This is a genomic window from Pseudodesulfovibrio sp. zrk46, from assembly GCF_012516435.1.
Classification (GTDB): Bacteria; Desulfobacterota; Desulfovibrionia; order Desulfovibrionales; family Desulfovibrionaceae; genus Pseudodesulfovibrio.
In genome coordinates, this window is sequence record NZ_CP051216.1 from 3,790,607 (window position 1) to 3,814,170 (window position 23,564).

Annotated in this window: 25 protein-coding genes; 19 read left to right on the forward strand and 6 right to left on the reverse strand. The window is 48.4% G+C overall.

Annotated elements, in window-relative coordinates; genetic code table 11:
- The first annotated feature begins 3 nt into the window (after positions 1-3).
- Together HFN16_RS17365 and HFN16_RS17370 are read left to right on the forward strand one after the other, a co-directional pair.
- Positions 4-1,014 (forward strand): amino acid ABC transporter permease, encoded by a 1,011-nt coding sequence (locus tag HFN16_RS17365; RefSeq protein ID WP_168891939.1) that lies wholly within the window; start codon positions 4-6, stop codon positions 1,012-1,014.
- 2 nt (positions 1,015-1,016) lie between these two features.
- The gene (locus HFN16_RS17370; RefSeq protein ID WP_168891940.1) at positions 1,017-1,748 is read left to right on the forward strand and encodes an amino acid ABC transporter ATP-binding protein; all 732 of its coding nucleotides are present in this window, start codon (positions 1,017-1,019) and stop codon (positions 1,746-1,748) included.
- A gap of 88 nt (positions 1,749-1,836) precedes the next feature.
- Here the strand turns inward: HFN16_RS17370 and HFN16_RS17375 are convergent, their stop codons facing one another.
- The gene (locus HFN16_RS17375) at positions 1,837-2,943 is read right to left on the reverse strand and encodes a DegT/DnrJ/EryC1/StrS family aminotransferase (RefSeq protein ID WP_168891941.1); all 1,107 of its coding nucleotides are present in this window, start codon (positions 2,941-2,943) and stop codon (positions 1,837-1,839) included.
- Positions 2,944-2,963: 20 nt separating this feature from the next.
- Positions 2,964-3,875 (reverse strand): WxcM-like domain-containing protein, encoded by a 912-nt coding sequence (locus HFN16_RS17380; RefSeq protein ID WP_168891942.1) that lies wholly within the window; start codon positions 3,873-3,875, stop codon positions 2,964-2,966.
- A gap of 120 nt (positions 3,876-3,995) precedes the next feature.
- Here HFN16_RS17380 and HFN16_RS17385 point away from each other — a divergent pair, with 120 nt between their 5' ends.
- The 17 genes from HFN16_RS17385 (at position 3,996) to HFN16_RS17465 (ending at position 19,858) form a co-directional block, all read left to right on the forward strand.
- Complete coding sequence (locus HFN16_RS17385) at positions 3,996-4,922, forward strand: glycosyltransferase family 2 protein (RefSeq protein ID WP_168891943.1); 927 nt, start codon at positions 3,996-3,998, stop codon at positions 4,920-4,922.
- A gap of 56 nt (positions 4,923-4,978) precedes the next feature.
- Positions 4,979-5,326, forward strand: coding sequence for a GtrA family protein (locus HFN16_RS17390; protein ID WP_168891944.1), 348 nt, complete (start codon positions 4,979-4,981; stop codon positions 5,324-5,326).
- A gap of 21 nt (positions 5,327-5,347) precedes the next feature.
- Positions 5,348-6,076: a methyltransferase domain-containing protein gene (locus tag HFN16_RS17395; RefSeq protein ID WP_168891945.1), complete on the forward strand. Its 729-nt coding sequence runs from the start codon at positions 5,348-5,350 to the stop codon at positions 6,074-6,076.
- Positions 6,077-6,121: 45 nt separating this feature from the next.
- The gene (locus tag HFN16_RS17400; protein ID WP_168891946.1) at positions 6,122-7,618 is read left to right on the forward strand and encodes a hypothetical protein; all 1,497 of its coding nucleotides are present in this window, start codon (positions 6,122-6,124) and stop codon (positions 7,616-7,618) included.
- A 224-nt stretch (positions 7,619-7,842) separates the two neighbouring features.
- Positions 7,843-8,829 (forward strand): UDP-N-acetylglucosamine 4,6-dehydratase (inverting), encoded by a 987-nt coding sequence (gene pseB, locus HFN16_RS17405; RefSeq protein WP_168891947.1) that lies wholly within the window; start codon positions 7,843-7,845, stop codon positions 8,827-8,829.
- A gap of 3 nt (positions 8,830-8,832) precedes the next feature.
- Positions 8,833-9,948 (forward strand): UDP-4-amino-4,6-dideoxy-N-acetyl-beta-L-altrosamine transaminase, encoded by a 1,116-nt coding sequence (gene pseC, locus HFN16_RS17410; RefSeq protein ID WP_168891948.1) that lies wholly within the window; start codon positions 8,833-8,835, stop codon positions 9,946-9,948.
- Complete coding sequence (gene pseF / locus HFN16_RS17415; protein WP_168891949.1) at positions 9,945-10,637, forward strand: pseudaminic acid cytidylyltransferase; 693 nt, start codon at positions 9,945-9,947, stop codon at positions 10,635-10,637. Before pseC ends, pseF begins: the two co-directional genes overlap by 4 nt.
- Positions 10,638-10,693: 56 nt before the next feature.
- Positions 10,694-12,103 carry a UDP-2,4-diacetamido-2,4,6-trideoxy-beta-L-altropyranose hydrolase gene (gene pseG / locus HFN16_RS17420; RefSeq protein WP_247648376.1) on the forward strand — a complete coding sequence of 470 codons (1,410 nt, stop codon included), beginning with the start codon at positions 10,694-10,696 and terminating at the stop codon, positions 12,101-12,103.
- An 87-nt stretch (positions 12,104-12,190) separates the two neighbouring features.
- Positions 12,191-13,351 (forward strand): N-acetyl sugar amidotransferase, encoded by a 1,161-nt coding sequence (locus tag HFN16_RS17425; RefSeq protein ID WP_168891951.1) that lies wholly within the window; start codon positions 12,191-12,193, stop codon positions 13,349-13,351.
- Positions 13,352-13,366: 15 nt separating this feature from the next.
- The gene (hisH, locus tag HFN16_RS17430; RefSeq protein WP_210772214.1) at positions 13,367-13,993 is read left to right on the forward strand and encodes an imidazole glycerol phosphate synthase subunit HisH; all 627 of its coding nucleotides are present in this window, start codon (positions 13,367-13,369) and stop codon (positions 13,991-13,993) included.
- A 1-nt stretch (position 13,994) separates the two neighbouring features.
- Positions 13,995-14,756, forward strand: coding sequence for an imidazole glycerol phosphate synthase cyclase subunit (locus HFN16_RS17435; RefSeq protein ID WP_168891952.1), 762 nt, complete (start codon positions 13,995-13,997; stop codon positions 14,754-14,756).
- Positions 14,757-14,846: 90 nt separating this feature from the next.
- Positions 14,847-15,884, forward strand: a complete 1,038-nt coding sequence (pseI, locus tag HFN16_RS17440; RefSeq protein ID WP_168891953.1) for a pseudaminic acid synthase — start codon at positions 14,847-14,849, stop codon at positions 15,882-15,884.
- Positions 15,885-15,907: 23 nt separating this feature from the next.
- Positions 15,908-16,522, forward strand: coding sequence for an imidazole glycerol phosphate synthase subunit HisH (gene hisH / locus HFN16_RS17445; protein ID WP_168891954.1), 615 nt, complete (start codon positions 15,908-15,910; stop codon positions 16,520-16,522).
- A gap of 2 nt (positions 16,523-16,524) precedes the next feature.
- Positions 16,525-17,313 (forward strand): imidazole glycerol phosphate synthase cyclase subunit, encoded by a 789-nt coding sequence (locus HFN16_RS17450; protein WP_168891955.1) that lies wholly within the window; start codon positions 16,525-16,527, stop codon positions 17,311-17,313.
- A complete protein-coding gene (locus HFN16_RS17455) occupies positions 17,300-18,490 on the forward strand; it encodes an N-acetyl sugar amidotransferase (protein ID WP_168891956.1) in 1,191 nt (396 codons plus the stop codon). The genes HFN16_RS17450 and HFN16_RS17455 overlap by 14 nt, the downstream gene beginning before the upstream one ends.
- 20 nt (positions 18,491-18,510) lie before the next feature.
- A complete protein-coding gene (locus HFN16_RS17460) occupies positions 18,511-18,813 on the forward strand; it encodes a TIGR04076 family protein (protein WP_168891957.1) in 303 nt (100 codons plus the stop codon).
- Between the two features lie 13 nt (positions 18,814-18,826).
- On the forward strand, positions 18,827-19,858 hold the full coding sequence (locus HFN16_RS17465; protein ID WP_168891958.1) for a glycosyltransferase family 9 protein: 1,032 nt from the start codon (positions 18,827-18,829) through the stop codon (positions 19,856-19,858).
- A gap of 16 nt (positions 19,859-19,874) precedes the next feature.
- On the opposite strand, the gene HFN16_RS17470 is transcribed toward HFN16_RS17465, so the two are convergent.
- From HFN16_RS17470 to HFN16_RS17485, 4 genes are all read right to left on the reverse strand, one after another.
- Entirely contained in the window at positions 19,875-21,077 is a 1,203-nt protein-coding gene (locus HFN16_RS17470; RefSeq protein WP_168891959.1) for a DUF4915 domain-containing protein, read from the reverse strand.
- Between the two features lie 41 nt (positions 21,078-21,118).
- Positions 21,119-22,468 (reverse strand): surface carbohydrate biosynthesis protein, encoded by a 1,350-nt coding sequence (locus HFN16_RS17475; RefSeq protein WP_168891960.1) that lies wholly within the window; start codon positions 22,466-22,468, stop codon positions 21,119-21,121.
- Positions 22,469-22,596: 128 nt separating this feature from the next.
- Positions 22,597-22,791, reverse strand: coding sequence for a hypothetical protein (locus HFN16_RS17480; RefSeq protein WP_168891961.1), 195 nt, complete (start codon positions 22,789-22,791; stop codon positions 22,597-22,599).
- Between the two features lie 24 nt (positions 22,792-22,815).
- Positions 22,816-23,487, reverse strand: a complete 672-nt coding sequence (locus HFN16_RS17485; RefSeq protein WP_168891962.1) for a PilZ domain-containing protein — start codon at positions 23,485-23,487, stop codon at positions 22,816-22,818.
- Positions 23,488-23,564: the final 77 nt, after the last annotated feature.

A 23,564-nucleotide genomic window follows, 5' to 3' on the forward strand; every position in this document is an offset into this window, starting at 1 on the left:
TGAATGAGCGATACTGAAAAAGTCGCGTCTCCACAGGGATACGACAAGAATAAATTTTGGATGGGCGTATACATCGCCCTAATGATTTTCATGTGCGTAGGGTTCTATTGGGCCACAACGCAAACAGAATACATTTGGCATTGGAACCGCATCCCAGACTATTTCTACTACACCGACAATATTGAGGTAAAAGCAGAGATTGAAGGCGAAGTTTCCTCCATCACGCAGAAAGGCAAAGACTCGGTTGTAATCATTGAAGGCCCTGATGGGTCTGAGTATTACAACATTCCCGGCTCAGACCTGATGGTTGGTGAAGGAGACGTCATTTATATGGGGGACACTCTTGGTGTCTATCAGGAAGGACAGATAGGCCTGCTTGTCAAAGGCTTGCTCATCACAATTGAGATCAGCATGATTGCCATCGTATTTGGTATCATTCTCGGCCTTCTTACTGGCTTAGCACGAATATCAACGAACCCCTGCCTCAAATGGAGTGCCATCACTTACATTGAGATCATTCGCGGCACACCGCTTCTGGTCCAGATCATTGTGGCCTACTTCGTATTCGCTACCATCATCAACGACCTGCTCGCCAAGGGCGATCTTCCACAGATTCCATCCATGTGGGTTGGCGTGGCATCCTTGGCCGTTTTCGCAGGCGCCTACGTTGCAGAGATCGTTCGAGCAGGCATCCAGTCCATCCACAAAGGACAAATGGAAGCAGCACGTTCCCTTGGTATGACGAAATCCACAGCCATGATCAAAATCATTCTGCCGCAGGCCTTCAAGCGTATTCTACCGCCTTTGGCAGGACAATTCATCTCACTGATCAAAGACTCCTCCCTGCTTGGCGTAATCGCCATCACAGAACTGACCAAAGCCACTCGAGAGGCAGTAACTACCAGCCTCATGCCATACGAACTCTGGTTCGTCTGTGCTCTCATGTACTTGGTAATAACCTTTACCTTGTCCATGTTTGTCCAATACCTCGAAAAGCGGACTGCGGAGGCCTAAAGATGATCGACGTACAAAACATATACAAGACCTTCTACGTCCCTCATGAGGTACAGGCTTTACATGATGTGTCTTACCACGTGGACCCCGGCGAGGTGGTCGTTGTTATCGGCCCCTCCGGCTCAGGCAAGTCCACCTTTCTGAGGTGTTTGAACCGCTTGGAACATGCTGACTCCGGTCACATCATGATCGACGGCATCGACATCCTCGACCCCAAGACCAACATCAACGAAGTCCGCATGGAAGTCGGCATGGTATTCCAGTCCTTTAACCTGTTCCCTCATCTTACAGTGTTGGAAAACGTCACTGTGGGCCAGACATCGGTTCGCAAGCGTGGAAAGAAGGACTCCACCGAAAAGGCCATGACCCTGCTGAACAAAGTTGGCATCCACGCCAAAGCCAAGAACTTCCCCGGCCAGCTCTCTGGCGGCCAGCAGCAGCGCGTTGCTATCGCCCGAGCCCTTGCCATGGACCCCAAAGTCATGCTCTTCGACGAACCCACCTCCGCCCTTGACCCCGAAATGGTCGGCGAAGTTCTGGACGTCATGAAAGCCTTGGCAAAAGAAGGTATGACCATGGTCGTCGTAACCCACGAAATGGGCTTCGCCCGCGAAGTGGCAGACCAGGTCGTGTTCATGGACGAAGGCAAGATCGTTGAAGTCGGCACTCCCGAACACTTCTTTACAAACCCACAACATGAAAGGACCAAGCTGTTCCTCAGCCAGATCCTGTAACGCATTCCAAATGCCAATAAACAAAACGGGGCCGGACAAATTGTCCGGCCCCGTTTTGTTTATTGTTTCGTTATTTAATTATTGCCAACTAGAGATCGTTCATAATCTCTTTCAGAGCAACGCACACCTCTTCAACATCCGCCTTTTCAAGCGTCGGAAACATCGGAAGCGAAAAAATCTCTTTTGCTGCGGCCTCTGTATTGGGCAGCGAACCTTCTTCCCACCCTAAATGCGCATACCCTGTCATGGTATGAATCGGCCATGGGTAGCTAATATTGAGGAATATTTCTCGTTTCTTCAACTTCTCCATGATTTCATCACGCTTTGGATGACGAACGACATACAGATAGTAGGCGTGAAAATTATCATCAGCAGTTACAGGTAGGATCAATTCCGTATCAGCCAGCAACTCGTCGTACATTTGCGCAATATCCCGCCGCTTCTGAATGTATGTATCCAAGTGTACTAGTTTCTTACGTAAGATTGCGGCATGCATTTCATCGAGACGAGAATTGAACCCATGTTCGACAGCATAATATGTCGACTCCATTCCGTAAAAGCGAAGTCGTTTCAGTTTCTCTTGAACGCTCTGACTGGAAGTCAGAATCATACCTCCATCGCCGTATGCTCCAAGAATCTTGGTGGGATAAAAGGAAAACGAGGACGCATCAGACATGGAGCCGGCAACCTTTCCGTTTTGTGTGGCTCCATGAGCCTGAGCACAGTCCTCGAGCACTTTCAAACCATGCTTCCCTGCTATATCATTAAGCTTACCCATATCGACACACTGTCCATACAAATGGACAGGAACAATACAGGTAGTTTTTTCAGTGATGGCATTTTCAATCAGTGCCACATCCATTAAATAAGTCTCTTGATCAATATCCACAAAAACCGGAGTAGCCCCTGCGCTAACAATGGCCGAGACGGTGGGCACAGCAGTGTTGGACACTGTTATGACCTCATCTCCAGGCTTTACACCCAACGCTCTGAGAGCCAGTGTTATAGAGTTGGTACCATTATCGACACCAATGCCGAATGAGACCCCGCAGTACTGAGCAAACTCTTCCTCAAAGGCGGACACATTTGGACCTAGTACAAGCTTGCCGGATTCAAGCACACCTGTGACCGCTTCGAGAATTTCCTCCTTCTCTTCAGCAAACTCTTTCAGGTATCCCCACACATATATTGCCATTTATTCCTCTCTGGAACAGCTTATGAAGCCGACTTGATGTATTTGATGAACTCGTCGTAGTCTCGGATATAATCCTCTGCCTCATATGAATGAGAAGCCAAGACGAGCAAAATGTTGTCCTTAGAGTGTTTGTACTGCACTCCCCAACAAAGATGCGGGATATGCAGTCCGACTCCTGGATTATCCAGAACAAACTCTTCCCGATGTTTTCCATTATCGCAAACCACATTGACTGAACCCGCTACCGAGACCAAAAATTGCTGGCATTCAATATGGGCGTGTTCTCCTCGCACCAACTCGGTATCAATGTTGTACGTGTAAAAGAGTCTATTCACGGAAAATGGCAACAGTCGCTCGATTTCGACGACACTCAAATCGCCTCGCATGTCGGAAAATCTGGGGATATCGTAAATTCTTGCTCCTGTCTTAGAGGAGTATGGAGCATCTTTCGTGTATATGGAGTGCTGACTTTGTGAAACAATGTCCGCCCCCATGTAGCCCGTGATTTTGGCCGGATTACCGCAAACAATGGCATTTGACGGCACCTTACGTGTGACCACAGTACCTGGTTTGACGACAGAGTGTCTGCCAACAGAGACTTGACATATGGTTGCATTGGCACCGATGTGAGCATTGGGAGCAACCGTAAAAAGGTCAGAAGCCTGTCCGTCTCCACTGGTGAACACGACACCAGCAGAGATATGGCACCCGTCTTCAAATACAACACCATCACAAATGCAAACGCCGGCCTCAATGACGACATTGGCGCCTATGGTTACATTGCTACCAATAGTGACATTATCACCTACAGAACTGTTATCGCCGATACTTACGTTGTTACCGGCCGAAATGTTCACACCATAAGCAATATTTTTGCCTACTTGAAGGTTCTCTCCAGAAGCAAAAGTGGGGGGAATTGTCTTTATTTCCATCAAATTCTATTATTTTGATTGTTTCACAAAGCCAAAAACTCTGCTCAATTAGAATTCCTTGATTGTAAAACTTTATTTGGCTAATATCAATTTTTTATTGTGACGAGGTGACGCACCAATATGCAAAGTGTTAAAATTAGTATTGTTATTCCGGTCTACAACTCCGAAAAGACCATTAGACCGCTCGTTGATAGATTGGTTAATATTTTACCAGCGCCTCTGGAGATCGTTCTAGTTAACGACGGCAGCAAAGACGCAAGCGACGAAGTGTGCCGTAAGGCCCAAGTGGCCCACCCCTCGGTTGTTACCTACGTAGAACTATCGAAGAACTATGGTGAGCATTGCGCTGTCATGGCAGGGCTCAATCAGTCCACAGGCGATTACGTAGTCATCATGGATGACGATTTTCAGAATCCGCCTGAAGAAGCATTGAAGCTGGTGGACGCAGCCCAGAAAGGTGGCCACGATGTGGTGTACTCTTACTACAACGAAAAGAAACACCACTTCTTCAGAAATCTTGGCAGCAAATTCAACGGCGCTGTAGCCACGCTATTATTGAAGAAGCCCAAGGATCTCTATCTCTCCAGTTTCAAATGCATAAACCGTTTTCTGGTCAATGAAATCATCAAATATGACGGCCCTTACCCATATGTTGATGGTCTCATATTCAGAATCACTGACAAGTATGGCGTAGTTGAAGTTCAACATGACGCAAGGCACACAGGAGAGTCCAACTACACTCTCACGAAGCTGGTTCGCCTCTGGATGAACATGTTTTTCAACTTCTCTCTGCTCCCCCTGCGAGTCGCAACCATGCTGGGGGCCGGGCTGAGTGGTTTTGCCCTTCTCTATATGGTTTGGATCTCAATATGCAAACTGTTCCGCCCGGAACTACCACCTGGGTGGTCAGAAACCGTTGTCTTGATAGCTCTTTTCTCAGGAGCACAACTCATAATGCTAGGCCTTTTGGGTGAATACGTAGGACGTATTTTCCTAAGCCAAAACAAAACCCCGCAATTTTGCATAAGAAAAGTCCACAAAGAATGAGTGCATACAACGCGATAAAGCTCCATTTCAATTCCAACAGGATATGGGGCCAGGGCATGCGATTCCTCTCCTCCGGAGCAGCGAACACCATTGCATGCCTTCTTCTTTATGAGCTCCTGCTCTTTTTCTTCTCTCCTACGATCTCGTATTTCATTGCGTGGCTGTGCGGTGTTGTCTTCATGTGCATCGTATTGCCACTGTTTGTGTACAAGAACGAAAAAGTCGAATGGAAGAAAAGTTTATACAACTTTATCTACTATGTAGTTTACCTCTTTGTTTCACTAAAACTGATACTCTATTTTATTTCCTTGAACGTATACGAAGAACTCGCGCCGTTCCTTGCGCTCTGTATCACTGTGCCCATGAGCTTCATCTTCACGAGACTGATCTACAACCGCAAGTAACTACATAGATCGAGAGCAACCGTGGCGATCAAACACACTAAAGAGCAATACCTATCTGCGTATCCAGATGGAATAGAGTTCCATTACTGGCACTCATCCCGAAATCGTATTTTGTGCGATCAACTGAAAAAGATCAATTTTTCTGGTGTCGGCCTTGATATTGGATGCGGAAGGGGTATGGATGTGCAAAAGTTCAGAGACGCAGGGTTCAATTATTATGGGGTCGAAATCAGTAATCCGACACCATACTATCCGCAAACAGCCGACTACCTGAATCTAAATCAAAGTTCATTGGAGCTTCCAGAAGAGTTCAGAAAAGATGTTTCTCTGATCTCCTTTCTGGATGTCCTTCCTCACATGGAAGACCCGTATACTTTTGTTAAGCAGCATCGCGCCAAATTTCCTAACCTGAAGTACATACTCGCATGGATTGTCGGACGCCAAGAGCTGTACTCGAATTACGACAAATACGTTGGGGCATTCAGAAGGTATTCATTGAAAGATTGCTACGAACTATTCCCGGGCGGACAACCGGTTACACTCCAATACTGCTTTCATTTGCTCTACCTGCCAGCTCTCATGTTAAGTCTTTGCAAACAGGACAGGAATACCGATATACAGGCACCTGACAAAAACAACCAATTTATGATGCGAGCTCACAAGCTGGTCTCAGACTATCTGGTTATGGAAGCAAAGTGGTTTCCTAAAAAAATATTTGGCTCTTCCATCGTTTGCCTCATGGAAGTTTAATTCCAAACACTTTCATACAGTTTTTTTATTACAAGGTAGATTCTCGTGGATACTTCTCGTAAATATTGGATACTCGGCACCATTAGCTTAGCCCTGTTATCCCTATCCCCTCTGTTGCTGCCGCAATTTGACACATGGGACTTTGCCGTTACTGAAATGGGTTTTTTGCGCCACGACTATTCCTATTTCATCAACTTTAAAACATGCCATCAGGTTCGATATCTGATTCTGCTCGCTCTGGATAAATTATCACTATTGGGCTTCTCGCCAAAAATAGTGATGAATGTTCTCTCTATTGCTTGCATACTCGGAATTGCTCATCAGACATTTATTTTCTTAAAAGAGCGCTACAATCTCTCTTGGGAATCTTCCCTTGTCGGCGCATGGGGTATCATCGCCTTTCCTGTTTGGCACACTCTCGTATCCGGCGCGATGTTCAGCTATGTACTGTTCCTTTTCCTCTTCATGTGTGCAGTCAACCAGTGGTGGAAGAAAAATTACATCATTGCGGGCATCCTGCTTATTTCTTCACTCAGCTATTATTCACTGTTCGCTTTCTCCGTTGGCTTCGCTGCATCAGAATTCCTGCTGACAGTAAACAAAGACAATTGGCAAAAGAAATTCGTACACACCACACTGTTCAGTGCAGCACTCCTTATCAGCTATATCATCCTAGAAAAAAACGTAAACATTCACGAATTAAGCGGCACCTACAACACCTTTGTATGGGATAACGCCTTTGCATTTGGCTACTATGGTGTAGCCTCCATTGTCATCACTGCAGCAGCATATTTGATCTCCAAAAAAATACCTGCGGGGAAACTGAAGGAAAACTACGTACGATACACTCTCTCCTTCCTGACCTTGGGGCTTTTTGCCGTACTCGCATACTGGGCTGTGGGAAAGAACATGCGCTACTTCCAGTTTGGAAGCTACGGTGCGCGACACACCTTTCTCACTTGCATTCCTTTTGCTCTTCTTTTGGCGATAGGAAGAGAGACACTTATCAAATTATGGGACTCCAAAAAAACTAATTCCATTGTCATCTTCCTTATGTTGACCTTAGTTATTCTGCTTCATCAAGGATATAGCCACAAAGCAGCAGAACTAGTATATCGAGACATAATTGCCGTAGAAATGAGCAAGCAGGCCGAACCAGACTCCGGATATGTGGCAATATCACCTGTTGGATTCAAGCCCCCCCGCCATATTCATTCCACAGGTCTTGCGAGAGCCCTTTATCGAGTTTACGGAAAAACAGCTTGGATGCTAAATGACCCATGGCGCAGATCATTCGTTCCCACTCCGGAGAACATGCAAAAACTCTACGCCAAAATGAAAGAAGGACGAGGACCGCAAAACACCTTGTCTGACCAGGTCTCTGGCGACGCATACACAAAGTACGAACTGCATCTGACGGATTACTACCAGGAAGGCCGTTTTTGGTATTGGTGGTATTATATGACACAAAATTACGATGCCTTTTCTCCAAAGCTCGAATTGGTGGAGAAGATTCATTCTCTCTCTGAGAGAAAGAAATAACCACCTGAGAAGATGGTACAAACATTATCACCAGACAGTTTCTCTACAAAGACAAAAGGGCTATTTTAACTTTAATGGGGACAAAACTGATAAAAATGACGCAAGTCAGGCCTTGACGCATCCTCCCCATCATTTATTAGTACTCAAGCGAATGCGACTTAGATGATATGGTAGGCGCATCGCATATAACAAAGATCAATACCTAATTGAAAACAGGATACAGCATGCTCAACGGCAAAAACATACTTATTACAGGCGGCACCGGCTCTTTCGGCAAAAAATTCGTCGAGATGGTCCTGAAGAAATACACTCCGAACAAGCTGATCATTTTCAGTCGTGATGAACTCAAGCAGTTTGAGATGGCACAGGAGTTTTCCCCTAAAGAGCACCCCTGTATTCGCTATTTCATTGGTGACGTTCGCGACAAGGAACGCCTCTACCGCGCATGCCGTGATGTGGACATCATTGTCCATGCAGCTGCCATGAAGCAGGTTCCGGCTTCCGAGTACAACCCGACCGAAGCTATCAAAACCAATATTTACGGCGCACAGAACCTTATCAATGTTGCTGCAGACCTCGGCGTGGAATGTGTTGTAGCTCTGTCTACAGATAAGGCTGTTGCACCGGTTAACCTCTACGGCGCAACCAAGCTCGCTTCGGACAAGCTGTTCGTTGCAGCGAATGCTTTCGCCATCGGCCCCCGGTATTCCGTTGTTCGCTACGGTAATGTTCTCGGCAGCCGTGGCAGCGTAGTTCCCTTCTTTATGAAGAAACGCAACGAAGGCGTCCTGCCCATCACCGATGACCGCATGACCCGCTTCTGGATTCTTTTGGAAGACGCTGTGGAAATGGTATTTCGCGCCATTGAAACTTCTGCTGGTGGAGAAATCTACGTACCCAAGATTCCCAGCATGAAGATCACCGACATGGCCACCGCGATCGCACCTGATTGCAAACAGAAGGTTGTAGGCATTCGCCCCGGAGAAAAGTTGCACGAGTGCATGATCCCGGAAGAAGAATCCCGCAACGTAGTGGAGACGGAATACGGCTATACCATCCTGCCAGAAACCGAAGTTTTTAACTACAAGGGTGACTTGTCCAAGGCCAAGACTGTTCCCGAAGGATTTGCCTACGATTCAGACACCAACACAGAATGGATATCCGTTGAAGAACTCCGTGAGATCTTAGTCAAACAAGGATACGAGCTATAGGCTATGCCCAAAATCCCTTACGGTAGACAACACATCGACGAAGATGACATCCGGGCCGTGGCGGAAACGCTGCGGTCCGATTTCCTTACAACCGGCCCCAAGGTCGGCGAATTCGAACAGGCTGTTGCCAACTTTTGCAACGTCCAACATGGTGTAGCCGTATGCAACGGCACTGCCGCGTTGCATGCGGCCATGTTTGCCCTTGGAATTGGCTCAGGAGACGAAGTCATTGTACCTCCAATGACTTTTGCTGCATCCGCTAACTGCGTTCTTTACATGGGTGGTACGCCGGTTTTTGCCGATGTACAGGAAGGCTCTCTGCTTATTGATCCGGCCAAGGTGAAAGAAAAAATCACATCAAACACCAAAGCGATCATTGCGGTGGACTACACTGGCCAACCCTGCAATTGGGAAGCGCTTCGTTCTCTGGCAGACAAGCACAACCTCGCGCTTGTCGCCGACGGCTGCCACGCTCTGGGGGCAAGCTACAAGGATCGCAAAGTCGGCTCCATAGCGGACATGACTGTTTTCTCTTTCCATCCGGTCAAACACGTTGCTACCGGCGAGGGTGGTATGATCCTTACCGACGACGCGGAACTGGACGCCAAGCTTAGGACCTTCCGCAACCATGGCATAACCACCGACGCTCGCACCCGAGAAGAAAGTGGGGCATGGTTCTATGAAATGGTGGAACTGGGCTACAACTATCGCATCACCGACATCCAAGCAGCCCTTGGTGTCAGTCAAATGGCAAAACTCCCTGCCTTCTTGGAACGCAGAAGGGAGATTGCAAAGCGATATGACAAGAGTTTCGCAGGAACCAATGTTATCCCATTAGCTGTCTCCGAAGAGGTTGAGCATGCGTATCACCTGTACGTGGTAAGGCTTGCCAATCGTGACGAAGTTTACACAATGCTACGTGATGCTGGAATCTTTGCCCAAGTTCACTATATTCCGGTCCATCTGCATCCTTATTATCAAGAGAAGTTAGGAACAGGTGAAGGACTCTGTCCTATAGCAGAGGCGGCCTACAAAGAGATTCTATCCCTGCCCATGTATCCAGGGCTCACTGACCAAGAACAAGATTATGTGATCAAGACTGTACTGGAGCTCGCATGAATATAGCGGTTATTCCTGCACGTGGGGGCAGCAAACGGATTCCTCGGAAAAACGTCCGTGAATTCTGTGGTAAACCTATCATCGGGTATTCCATTGAAACCGCCCTCGCCACAAACTTGTTCTCTTCGGTTATAGTTACCACCGATGATAAAGAAATAGCTGAAGTCGCAAGATCTTTTGGTGCAGAAACTCCGTTCATACGACCAACTGAATTATCCGATGACCACACAGGCACTACACCAGTCATTCGACATGCCCTGCAATGGTGCCTCGATAATGGCCGAGATGTGGAGACAGTGTGTGGCCTTTATGCCACAGCTCCATTTATCACCGCACAGGACTTGCGTAAGGGCTATAACGCCCTTCCAGAGGCCCCGGCAGCCTTTGCTGTGACAACCTTTCCATTCCCCATCTATCGAGGGGTAAAGCAGAGTGATGACGGGAAAGTCTCCATGATCTGGCCCGAACACATGCTGACTCGCTCGCAAGACTTACCAGAGGCATTCCACGATTGTGGCCAGTTTTATTGGGCAACATCCGAATTCCTACTCTCTGGCAGGGAATTCATGGAAGGCGAAGCCGTTGGGGTCCAAATCCCCCGTCACCGGGTGCAGGATATCGACACGGAAGAGGACTGGGTAAGAGCTGAAGCCATGTTCCGTGTTCTCAAGGAAACGGGGGAACTGTGATCGGGACATTGACCATCAGAGCCGACTGCTCAACAACTATCGGCACAGGTCATGTCATGCGAATGATCGCTCTTGGTCAGGCATGGAAGCAGCTTGGTGGTAAAGTTCGCATAGTCGGTCAAATAACCCCACTTATTGATAGACTCTCCAACGAACATTTCGAACTTGTTAATTTAGATAACACCTACCCGTCTCCCGAGGACATTGAAGTCTTACTAGAGGCTACTTCAAAGAACGAATGGATTGCGATAGATGGATACCAATTCGATTCGGACTATCAAAAACAGATTCTTGAAGCCGGCAGAAGGACCTTGGTCCTTGACGATGTCAATGATCGTGGTCGCTATTACGCTTCAGCTTTGCTGAACCAAAATCCAGACGGCAATCATTATGATTATAAAGTGAACGAGGATGCCATACGCTTACTTGGCTCTCGCTTTGCTCTTCTGCGTCACGAATTCCTCTCACATCCTCGAAAGGACTCTACAACGTCGAGTAAACCCCGAAATATACTCGTCACGCTGGGGGGGGGAGACCCCACCAATATGACGGGCACGGTGATAGAAAGTATCACCCAAATTGACAGTGACGACCTGCACGTCAAAGTTGTGTGCGGTGCAGCAAACCCCCATTTAGATAAGCTGAAAACCACCGCATCCAACTTGAAGTGCCATTGCGAATTCCTGACCGCTGTCAATGATATGCCCTCTCTCATAAATTGGGCAGATATAGCAATCTCTGCAGCAGGATCTACCTGTTGGGAACTCTGCTATTTCAGAGTTCCGACTGTGGCCATTCAAATTGCAGACAATCAGAAAGGGATCATTCGCGAACTAAACCGCATTCAAGCCGCCATCTGCTTGAGTATGGATACGAAAGCAAATGACATTACCAAAGCACTGTCTAGCTTGCTGACAAACACAGACAAGCGGAAACTCATTGAAAAAGCATGCAGCACTATAGTTGACGGAAAAGGAGCTCACAGAGTGGCTTGCGCCTTGCTCAATGCCGATATTCGACTCCGCCCTGCCACTGTTGATGATAGCCGTCGACTATATAATTGGCGCAACCACCCTGCCGTCAGAGCTCGCTCATTCCAATCAGACCCGATTGAATATGGAAGTCATGAGGCTTGGTTTAAATCTAAACTTGCTGATGCCTCCTGCAAAATTTTCATTGCTGAATCTACCAATGGCACAGCCTTAGGCCAAATCAGGTTTGAAGGTATGCCTACCGAAGCATTGATCAGCATCAGTGTAGCGCCAGACCATAATGGACGTGGAATTGGTACACATATTACAAAACTTGGATGCCAATCCATTGAGGCAATATACCCTGGCATCCCAGTAACAGCTTTCGTCATGAAAGATAATCCTGCTTCAGCTAACATGTTCCGAGCAGCAGGCTTCATTTCGGCCCCCAATGACGCAGATGATTCACTCAAGTTTGAATGGAAGCATTCCTAAGCCCCGACGGGCTGTCATTTCTTGACTGACGGGTTATTGAAACGTAGAAGCCTATCAATACAATTCACCTGAAAAAGAGAGACTCGCATGTCTAATACGATTAAATACTGCACCAAATGCGTGATGCCCGAAACCAAACCCGACCTCTGGTTCGACGAGAACGGTGTCTGCGCGGCCTGCAATTTTTTCGAAGAGCGCGCTGAAATCGACTGGGATGCCCGTCAAACCGAACTAGAACATATTCTGGATCAATACCGCTCCAATGACAGTTCCAATTATGACTGCATCATCCCTTGCAGTGGTGGAAAGGATTCAACCTACCAGACCCTTACCATGCTGGACATGGGCATGAATCCTCTTTGCGTCACCGCCACCACGGACCGTCTCTCTCCCATCGGTCGCAGAAACATTGAGAACATCAAGAAACTCGGCGTGGACTACATTGAAGTTTCCACGAACCCAGTGGTCAGGCGTCGCATCAACAAACTCGCTCTCGAGCAAGTTGGTGATATATCATGGCCTGAGCACCTGACAATTTTCACCATCCCGGTTCGCATCGCCGTAATGCACAACGTGCCGCTCATCGTTTGGGGCGAGAACTCCCAGAATGAGAATGGCGGTCCCGCAACCCAGGCTGGAGACAAGCACCTCACCCGCCGTTGGCTTGAAGAATTCGGAGGCCTCCTTGGTCTTCGTGTCACTGACCTTGAAGGACAGGCAGACATAGAGAAAAAGCACCTCATTCCCTACACCTATCCCTCTGACGAAGATCTGGCTCGTGTGGGTGTGACCGGCATTTTCCTCGGCTACTACAAGCAATGGGATGGGCTTTCCAACGCGCTGGTTGCTGCAGCCCACGGTTTTGAAAGCTGGCCCAACACTGTCGAAGGCTCCATCGTCAATTACGAGAACCTCGACAACGAGCAGATGCGCATCCACGACTATTTCAAATTCCTCAAGTACGGCTACAGCCGTGCAACAGATTGGGCCTGCTGGCACATCCGCCGCGGTCGCCTCTCTCGCGAGCAAGGCATGCAGTTGGTTCGCCGCCATGAGGGCAAGTTTCCTTGGTCCTACCTCGGCACAGACCTGGAGACCATTCTGGAAGAAATTGATATGACCCTGGATGAGTTCACCGCTGTCTGTGATCGCTTCACGAACAAAAAGATCTTTAAAACAGATCGTCGTGGAAATCTCCTGCGCACCCGTAATGGTGACCTCGTCCGCGTCAACGACGACAACGTCTAGCCGGGACATCTGTTTATGCTGACCGTCGCCGTTGTCGATTACGGGGTTGGAAATATCGGCTCTATTTCTCGCGCCTTGTCCGTCTGCGGAGCAAAACCGCTCCTAACGGACAAGGAAGAGGACTTTAAAGTTGTGGATGCCTGCATCCTGCCGGGTGTCGGCGCTTTCGGCGATGCAATCCAACTGCTAAGGGAGCGCAACCTCGACAAGATTCTTGAAGACCAAATCATCGCCTACGACATCCCCATCCTCGGCGTTTGCCTTGGTATGCAGCTCCTGGCCAGCCGGAGTTTTGAAAATGGCGAGCACGAAGGATTAGGATGGATCCCAGGCTCTGTAGTTCCTTTTACTCCAGAGAATAACGAACGGATCCCCCATGTAGGATGGAACAACGTTGAGTTCGAAATATCCACCCCCCTGCTGGCGGATATCCCTCCGGGAGAAGACTTTTACTTCGTTCATAGTTTTCATTTCCAAACCAACGATCCCTCTCACGCAATTGCTACAACGCCGTATTGCGGAAAATTCACTTCTGTCGTCAACAAGGGCAATGTCTATGGAACCCAGTTCCATCCGGAAAAAAGCCAAGGAATTGGTCTGAAGCTGCTCAAGAATTTCATCAAGCTCAGCGAGGAATACTAACGTGCTAAAGACACGAATCATTCCCACCCTGCTTTATCGTGATTACGGGCTGGTAAAAGGCGTGGCCTTTGACAGCTGGCGTCATGTTGGGTCGCTGATGCAGTCCATAAAAGTCTATAACATGCGCAATGTTGACGAACTGATCATCGTGGATATCAAAGCCACTAATGACGGCCGTAAACCTGACTTCGGCTGGGTCAATGACTTTGCTGATGATTGTTTCATGCCTTTGACCGTTGGCGGTGGCGTCACAGATATCGATCATGTAGGGGGCCTACTGGACGCCGGTGCGGATAAGGTGGCAATGAATACTGCTGCGGTAGACAACCCCATACTCATCAGTCAGGTTGCGAACAAATACGGTTCGCAGTGTGCCATCGTATCCATAGACTTCAAGAGGCATGAAGATGGTTATCTGGAAGTCGTGACGAATTCCGGAAAGAATCAACGAGGGATCGACCTTGTTGAATTTGCTAAGGAAGCAGAAAGCCGTGGGGCTGGTGAGATTTTGATGACGTCAGTAGAGCTAGACGGCACCATGAAAGGGTACGACCTTGAAGCAGTTAAGGCCGTCAGTGATGCGGTATCAATCCCGGTTATTGCCTCTGGCGGAGCTGGGAACTACGAGCACATGCTTCAGGCAATCCAACAAGGGGGAGCCACCGCTGTTGCAGCTGCTTCCATTTTCCACTTCACTGAACAGACACCGGCTGAAGCACGCTCACACCTTCGTAAGGCTGGAATTCCTGTTCGCAAGGACTGAGCTCCAAGCTTGACACACCCTCACGCCTGCGAGACATTACCGCAATCCTGCTGACACGTTCAAAAAGCAATGCCGACATGGCGGATTCCCATGGCTAAAAACACCATTTTATCTTCATCTGGACCGGCTTTCATCATAGCCGAAATGAGTGCCAACCATGGTCAGGATTTCGACCGTGCAGTGAAAATCATCGAAGCTGCCCATGCAGCCGGTGCTGACGCCATCAAACTCCAGACATACACCCCAGATACTATTACCCTTGATTGTGACAACGAATATTTCCAGATCAAGGGAACCATTTGGGAGGGCCGGACACTCTACGACCTTTATGGAGAAGCGTTCACTCCTTGGGAGTGGCATCCCAAACTGAAAAAAGTGGCCGACGAATTGGGACTGTTGTTTTTCTCTACCCCTTTCGATCATACCGCTGTGGATTTTCTGGAAGAACTCGACGTCCCCTGCCATAAGGTTGCGTCGTTTGAATTGGTAGATATCCCACTCATCCGAAAAATAGCCTCGACCGGCAAACCTGTTATCATGTCCACAGGGATGGCCACTGAAGCAGAGATTGAAGAGGCGGTAGCAGCATTCAAAGAGGCTGGAGGGACCGAGATGGCGCTTCTGAAATGCACCTCTGCTTACCCTGCGCCTCCTGAGGAAATGAACCTGCTCACCATCCCCTATCTCGCAAAAAAATACGATGTTGTAGCAGGTCTCTCCGACCACACCATGGGCATTGAGATGCCTATTGCAGCAGTTGCACTTGGAGGGCGGGTCATTGAAAAGCATTTTTGCCTAAATCGCTCAGAGGATGGCCCTGACACGTCATTCTCTTTGGAACCACATGAATTTAAAGCTATGGTGGAAGGCGTTCGCAATGTGGAAAAAGCTCTCGGCTCCGTCCACTTTGAATTGACGGAAAAGCAAAAATCGAGCGTAGTATTCCGTAGGTCTCTTTTCGTTGTAAAAGACATAGCCAAAGGTGAACCGCTTACCACTGAAAATATTCGCTCGATTCGTCCCGGTAACGGATTGCATACCCGTCATTTGGAAGAAGTAATCGGAAAGACAGCAGTCGTAGACATTGCCAAGGGAACTCCACTCCAGTGGGATTTACTGACCAACTAACCAACTTCAAATAAAGTACGACCATGATCGGCATCATAGATTACGGAATGGGCAACCTCGCGTCTGTCCGCAATGCACTCAACTCCATTGGTGCTGAGTGTAATATTGTCTCTACCCCGGAAGAACTCTCCCAAAGTGACAAGGCAGTGCTTCCCGGTGTCGGCGCATTTGGCGATGCCATGAAAACCCTCAACTCCAAAGGGTTCACGGAAGTAATCAGATCTTTTTCCCTTGATGACAAAAAGCCAATTATGGGTATCTGTCTCGGCATGCAGCTCATGTATGAAGAAAGCGCCGAATTCGGCCCGCATCCCGGCTTGGGACTTGTCGAAGGAAAGGTTCTCCCACTGGCCGAGTACATACAAGATCTTTCGATTCCCAACATTGGCTGGTGTCAAACCGAACGCAGTGGCGACTCTCGACTCATTCAGAATTTGACGGACCAACAACTCTGCTTCTATTACGTACACTCCTTTTTCTGTCGGGCTGAGGACCGCTCAGTAGTAACGGCAACGCTCGATTACGGGACGACCTGCGACGCCATCATTGAGAAAGAGAATATTTTCGCCTGCCAATTTCACCCAGAGAAGAGCCAGGCTTCCGGCATAGAAATTCTTAAAAAATTTGTGGAGCTATAGCCATGCAATACAGGAGACTCATTCCTGTCTTGTTTATTATGAACGGACTGATCGTTCGTAGCGAGGATTTTTCCACGCACCAGATCATCGGCAACATTATCAATGAAGCTGCCCGATACAATCAATGGAACGTGGATGAACTCATCTATGTAGACATCAGCCGAGACAAGACGTATGATTCCCGGCGCGACGATCATAAGATCAAAGCGGTGGACTCCATTGAAACGATCATCACTGAAATTTCCAAAGTCTGCTTTATGCCCCTTACATTTGGCGGTGGCATCAAGACCATAGAAGACGTGGATTTGCGCATCCGAACCGGAGCAGATAAGGTCGTTATCAACTCGGCGGCATACCACACCCCAGAACTTATTACGGAAGTAGCCCGAAAGTACGGCAGCCAATGCTGTGTCATTTCGGCTGACTACCGCATGGTTGACGGCACCCCCATCTTGTTCACCGATTTCGGGAGCAACAACACGGGCATCAATGTCGTTGATTGGGTTAAGGAATGCCAAAAGAATGGTGCCGGAGAGATTTTCCTGCACGCCATCGACCGAGATGGCAAAGCATGCGGTTACGACTTCGACACCATTTCTGACGTCACCAGTGCCACGTCACTGCCTGTTATCGCCTGTGGCGGTGCGGCCGACGTAGATGACTTCATCGACGTATACGAAGAAACCAATGTCGCGGCCGTAGCCGCAGGCAATATGTTCCACTTTACGGAACGCGCGTATCCCCGCGCCAAAAAGGACCTCGTAAGGGAGAAAATACATGTCAGACCATGATCGCAAATATCTCGTTCACCCCGAGCGACCGCCCAAGATGCGCTACTGCTCCAAGTGTGTCAGCCCCATGTCTTCGGCTGCCCCCATCACTTTTGATGATGACGGCATCTGCTCGACTTGCAAAGTGGCTGACCAGCGAGATGAAGTAGATTGGGATGCCCGCATGAAAAAGTTCAAACGTCTTTGCGAACGCTACCGCAGCAAGGACGGTATGAACTACGATTGCGTCATTCCTGTATCAGGCGGCAAGGACTCCTATTTCCAGGTCCATATCATGAAAAACGTGCTAGGCCTGAATCCGCTTCTAGTCACCTACCACGGAAACAACTACCTTCCCACCGGCATGGAGAACCTGAAGAACATGCGGGAAGTGTTTGGGTGCGACCACATCTTTTTCACCCCTTCCATCGAAGTCCTCAAGACCATGAACCGCCTTGGCATGCTCATGATGGGCGACATGAACTGGCACGCCCACTGCGGTATCAATACATACCCCATCCGAGTGGCTGTTGAGACCAATACCCCCCTGATGATCTGGGGTGAGCACGGTTTCATGGATATCGGAGGTATGCACTCCTACAATGACTTTGTAGAGTTCACCTACCGCAACCGTCACGAACACGATCTTCGTGGTTTTGAATGGTATGACTTCGTTGAGGCCGCACCCAAGTTCGGTGAAAAGCTCGAAGCCAAAGACATGATCGGCTTCATGCACCCGAGCGACGAAGACATGGATCGTGTAGGCGTTCGAGGTATCCACCTCAACAACTACGTCCGCTGGGATGCCAACGAACATGGCCCCATGATGGTCGAAATGTACGGTTTCAAGGAATCCGAAGAAGAATTCGAACGCACCTACCGCCGCATGTCTAACTTGGACGACATGCATGAAAATGGTATCCACGACTATCTCAAGTACATCAAGTTCGGATACGGACGAGCGACTGACCACACCTGCAAGGATATCCGTGCAGGCCTCATGACCCGTGAGCAGGCCATTGAAGAAGTCCGTATCCGCGACCACGTCAAGTCCAAGGATTTATGGCGTTGGCTAGAATACGTAGGCTGGACCGAAGAGTACTTTGACGAAGTCTGCGATCGTTATCGTGATCCCCGTGTATGGTGGAAAGGCGAGAACGGTGAGTGGGTCAAAGACAATCTCTGGGACAAAGAATAGTCTGAAAGGAGGCTGGCTCAATGCAGTACGACATCAAGATCACTGTCATGAAAAAGCTCTTTCATGAGGACTTGGTTCAACAGTACACAGATGAGCCAGCCAAATGGACCCCATGTAAAAAATTTAATGTGGGAGACACATTCCACATTCCCGGCAATAGCCCCTGGGATAAGCCTGAAGGCTTTTGCGGCTGGGCTTGGGCAGACCTTCAGAAAATGATCTGGGGCATGGCTCGCGGCGGCCCGAAGCGATTTGTTTCCTGCTGCACTGATGGCTATCGCCCCGTAGTTTTCTTGCTGGAACAGCTCGAAACGCCCTCATAAACAGACTGACCGAATGACTGATATCACCAATATTCATCCCAAGCGCATCTTGGTCTGCCAGCTTAGGCAGATCGGTGATGTCCTTTTGGCCACGCCCTCCCTCCGGCTGCTTAAAGAAAAGTATCCTGACGCAATCATCGATGTATTGACTGAAAAAAAGTGCCTGCCGGTATTAGAGAACAACCCCAACATTAACAAAGTCTGGCCCATAGACCGCAAGGCCCTCAAAAATCCGCTCAAGGCCCTGTTGTACTATGCGAAGGTCGGTCGCCAACCCTATGACCTCATCGTTGATTTTCAGCAACTCCCACGCTGCAAGTGGGTAGTGCGATTTTCAAAGGCTCCGGTCAAACTCAGCTTCACGCCCCACTGGTACAACAAATATCTATACACGCACTGGGCCAAGCCAAAAATCGGCTATGCAGCCATGTGCAAGGCAAGTGTGCTTGCTCCGCTCGGCATCAAGTGGGATAGAGAAAGGCCTGAGATATTTCTCACGGATACCGAGAAAAAAGAGGCCGATGTTTTCTGTACAGAACATGGAATCACAGGCCCCTATATCACCATCGATCCCAGCCACAGAAGGGAAACCCGACGTTGGCCTTCCAGGCACTACGCTGGCCTTATGAAGCTCATTCGAGAGCAACATCCTGACATGGAATTCGTCATTCTGTATGGTCCTGGCGAAAAAGAACTGGCAGAGAAGGTGATTAAACAGGCAGGTATGGGTATCGTTCCCAACACCATGCTCAGTCTGCGCGGCATGGCAGCAGTGCAAGATAAAGCCGTCATGCACGTAGGCAACTGTTCATCTCCCCGCCACTTTGCCGTAGCGGTCGACACTCCCTCTCTCACCATTCATGGTGCCACAGGATATGGCTGGCGTTTTCCCTCCGAAGAACACATCAGTGTAACTAAGGATATCCCCTGCCGTTGGTGCAACAAAAATTCATGTGAAACTCGTGAATGCGTTGAGACTTTCGAACCACAAGAATGCATAAAAGAAGCCCTTGACCTTATAGCCAAGGGCTTCGCAAAGAAATAGCGTTCTAACCTTTCTTCTACAACACGATAATCGAGTGAATTTCGGAGAGTTTTGAAGGCAGGCTCAAGCTTCGGGACACCTTGGTTGTAGCATCAAAAACGATAATGGACGTATCAATGGATATGTTCATGGAGAGTCCGAGGTACTTACTGTAGTTCCTGTTACGGCTCTGGCCAATGTAGTGGAATACACCATCGTAAGCCAAACCGCGACTGAAGCCTGGGAACTTGCCGATGGGCTGAGCGTTGTGGGTTTTGAGTTCACCGCGCAGGGAATCAAGCACAGCAAGGCTTCCATTGATCGCACAGATATTATGCGGCATCCAAAGGTTCTGAACGACCGGATTCAGCACCTGCTTGGTATCCAGGTCTATTTCCAGAACAACGCCATCAAAGACATCCTTCTTCCAGTTACCGGTCATCGAGAACATAGAGACATAGAGGCTTTCTCCGTAAGCACACACATCGTTAATGTGGTGTTGCGGTTCACCGGTCTGCGCATGTTTATGAGACACATTAATTTGATCAACCTGCTTGAAGTCGCGGTCGAAAACCAAAATGGCATCAAGATAAGTGGAAGCAACATAGAAACACTGTGTATGTTCAGAGTATGCCACACCATGAGGACGTGACCCTGTGGGCACTTCGGCATTCCTAATAACCTTGTAATCTTTGGACATCTGCACTAGTCCCAATTCAGAATGAGAAGCGATAATGTCACCTTCAAAATGAATAAGGCCATGGCTGGGCCCTTCGAGCACCTTACGGTACTTCCAATCGCCATCCAACTCCAGTTCGTAGATACCGCCACCAGCTTCAGGATCATCCATACCGGGAAGGCCACTGGAAAAGAGCAGCTTGGTCTTCAGGGACTCGATGTCAGATATGATGCGCAGGTCATTGAGGACCGGACTGACAATAAAATCTTTCAAAGGATCAAAGCCGTACTCCATGAGCTGTTCAGAAACTTCCATGAAAGAAGTGGTGCAGATAAGCACGTAATACTGATCGCTCTTACCGTTAATGACTTCGGGCTTCTTGATGGTCACGCCCAATTCATGTTCTTCCCACAGGTTCGCGTTGTTATCCACGATCATGGAAAGAGGTCTATCCAGGCGAAGTTTGGTCTTTTTGGTGATATTACCTGCACCGAAAAGTACGATCTCACGATCGCCCAGATTCTTGTAAACATCAGCGTATGAACTGAACATGATATCCATAGGTTCAATAACTCCGTATTATTGGTCTATCCCTATTACTCTTACTTATCGTGATAACGCAGTCTGAAACAGTCAATGTAAGCCTGCGTGATATCCAGATCAGCAAAACGGGAATCATAAAATGCAAATCGTTTTACGTGGGCTTTAAACTCATCAAGAGTAAGTTCTTTCCACTTAGCGTGAGGATTCACGACTTTTTCTTTACCGGTAATCTTACGCAACCACGGCTTGAGTCTGCGATTCAAATTTCTCAAGTAAGCATTGATACGCTGAGAGAACTGATACATAGGCTCAGCATCGCGCTTGATGTCCGCAATTCTCTTGAAATGCCCAATAGTCGCAGTAGCCGCCATGGGACCATCCACCGAAGCAACATACTTCTTCGCCGCTTCGCGCCAAACGGACTGCATGGACGCCATATCTTCATCACGCTCACCAGACAGGCATTCGCAAACATCATCAGCATTACGAACAAGATATGCGACTTCGTCTGCCATACCATGAGTGATCAGTTCATCTTCGATGGGAAGATAGGAAATGCAAGGCACATCCATCAAAAATGTTTCTGCGGCAGTGGAACAACCGTGCTGAACAATGACCATCTCCGAGGCGAGAATCCAATCATGGACATTCCCCTCTCTCACCAAGTGGGCATTGGGAACCTCTCGGTCAATTTTTTCCCAAATGGCCATATCCTCAGCAGGATGAGGACGAATAATAAAGTTTCTGTCAGGGAAACGTGCGCAGGCAACCGGAATCATTTCCTGGAAGCTTCTGAAAACTTCAGTATCCCAAGCCACGTAACGTCGAAGCAGATCTGCCGGACCAGACTCACCAGATTTGGTGAGACGATCAATATGCGCCTGACCATCCGTATGGTTTACTACGGAAGCACGGGAGTTAACGAGAACAATACGTCCCCACTTCTCTTTTAACTTGTCAGCCCTTTCCTGCAGGAAAGGACGCAACTCCTTGGAAAGCAGATCAAGGCGGACATTTCCCACGGGGGCTGACTTTGCACCAAGTTCTGGCAAACCACGTTCGACCACATCCTGTTGATACTGTCCCCAAGTCAGATGAAGATCGATCCCGTCACAAGCGGGTTGCGTCAGACTGTGATTGCGATAGGATTTCTCATTAAAAATGAATCCTTCATCGTCATTGACCACGATACGATATCCAAGACGTTTAAGATGCCTGTGTAAAGCAGGATATTGCGTATGAAGGCTTTTGTCGTAATAAATCCCTGGTTCAGACATAACGACATGACGACGCAACATATCCTCTTCGCCGATGACAACATCAAATCCTTCCAGCGCAGCAGAACATGCGAGGAACGTTTTGGCGTCAAATTCGCGAGAGGTAATTTCGACAACAATATATAATTTCATGAAGGGTATACTCTCAAAAAAGTACAACCGCCCTCAGGCGGCAAAATCGGGAGACAATATTCACCCAGCAAGACAGTTGTCAAGGCAACGAGACCCTAATGCAGATAATGGACAGCAGAGTAGACCTACTACTCCTTCTTGTCATCCTGTCGATTCTTGAAAGTAATAGAAGCTAGACAGCCTGCGAGGCCACCAAGAAGTACTGCCTTGCTTGCAGGCATGAGTTCGGTGAAGCTGAAGAGGTAACCGATGGCGCAACCAGCCACGATGCCTTTGGCTAGTGCGTTGATCCACGCCATGAATTCCTGAGAATCGTCACTCATCCTTATCTACCTCACATATATTTTCTATAGAAATGTGTGCAACTGCACATACTGATGTGCCGTCATAGACTCAAAGCTCGTTCCTATGCCCGGCATGCCCATACGTTGGCCCCATTTACCGCACCAGCGAACCTTGAGTTCAATAGGCGTTTTGTCCTCGAATTCATGAACTACCATCCAGGCAGGGCTATATGGTGTCCACTGATTCACAGTATATATAAAACACCCATGCTCAGAGACGTTGACAGTCACCGTTCGCTCTGCACGGATATCTTCCTGATCAACTTCATGCATCAGCAAAACGTTGAAGACGATATCGCGACGCTCGGCCACTCGAATGGATCGCGGCTTGAAAGGCACACATTCATGCAAGATGAACTCACCCAAGTCACGATTGTCTCGGATAGTGCCCCCCTGAGTCAGTCCCCGAATTCCGCCATGGTCAGAATTGAACATGACCCGCAAGACAGGAAAACGATCCATTATGCGGGTAATACGATTCTTGTCTGCACAATCGCAGCGAATCATAGTGGGAACATCAATCAATAAACCGTTGTATTCGGCATCAATCAGAGCTTCTGTCATTTCATCGGGAGACGCAATACAATCAACCTCAACATTGAGGTCGTGCAAGACTTCCATGTAGGCAGCGCGGGCAAATCCACCCTCGGCAACAAGCAGAACTTTTGTCTTCATAAAATGCTCTCTCCCATAAACAGAGAGCGCATATCACCACAAAAGAACATTATTGACAAGCTAGGTGAATAATTTTC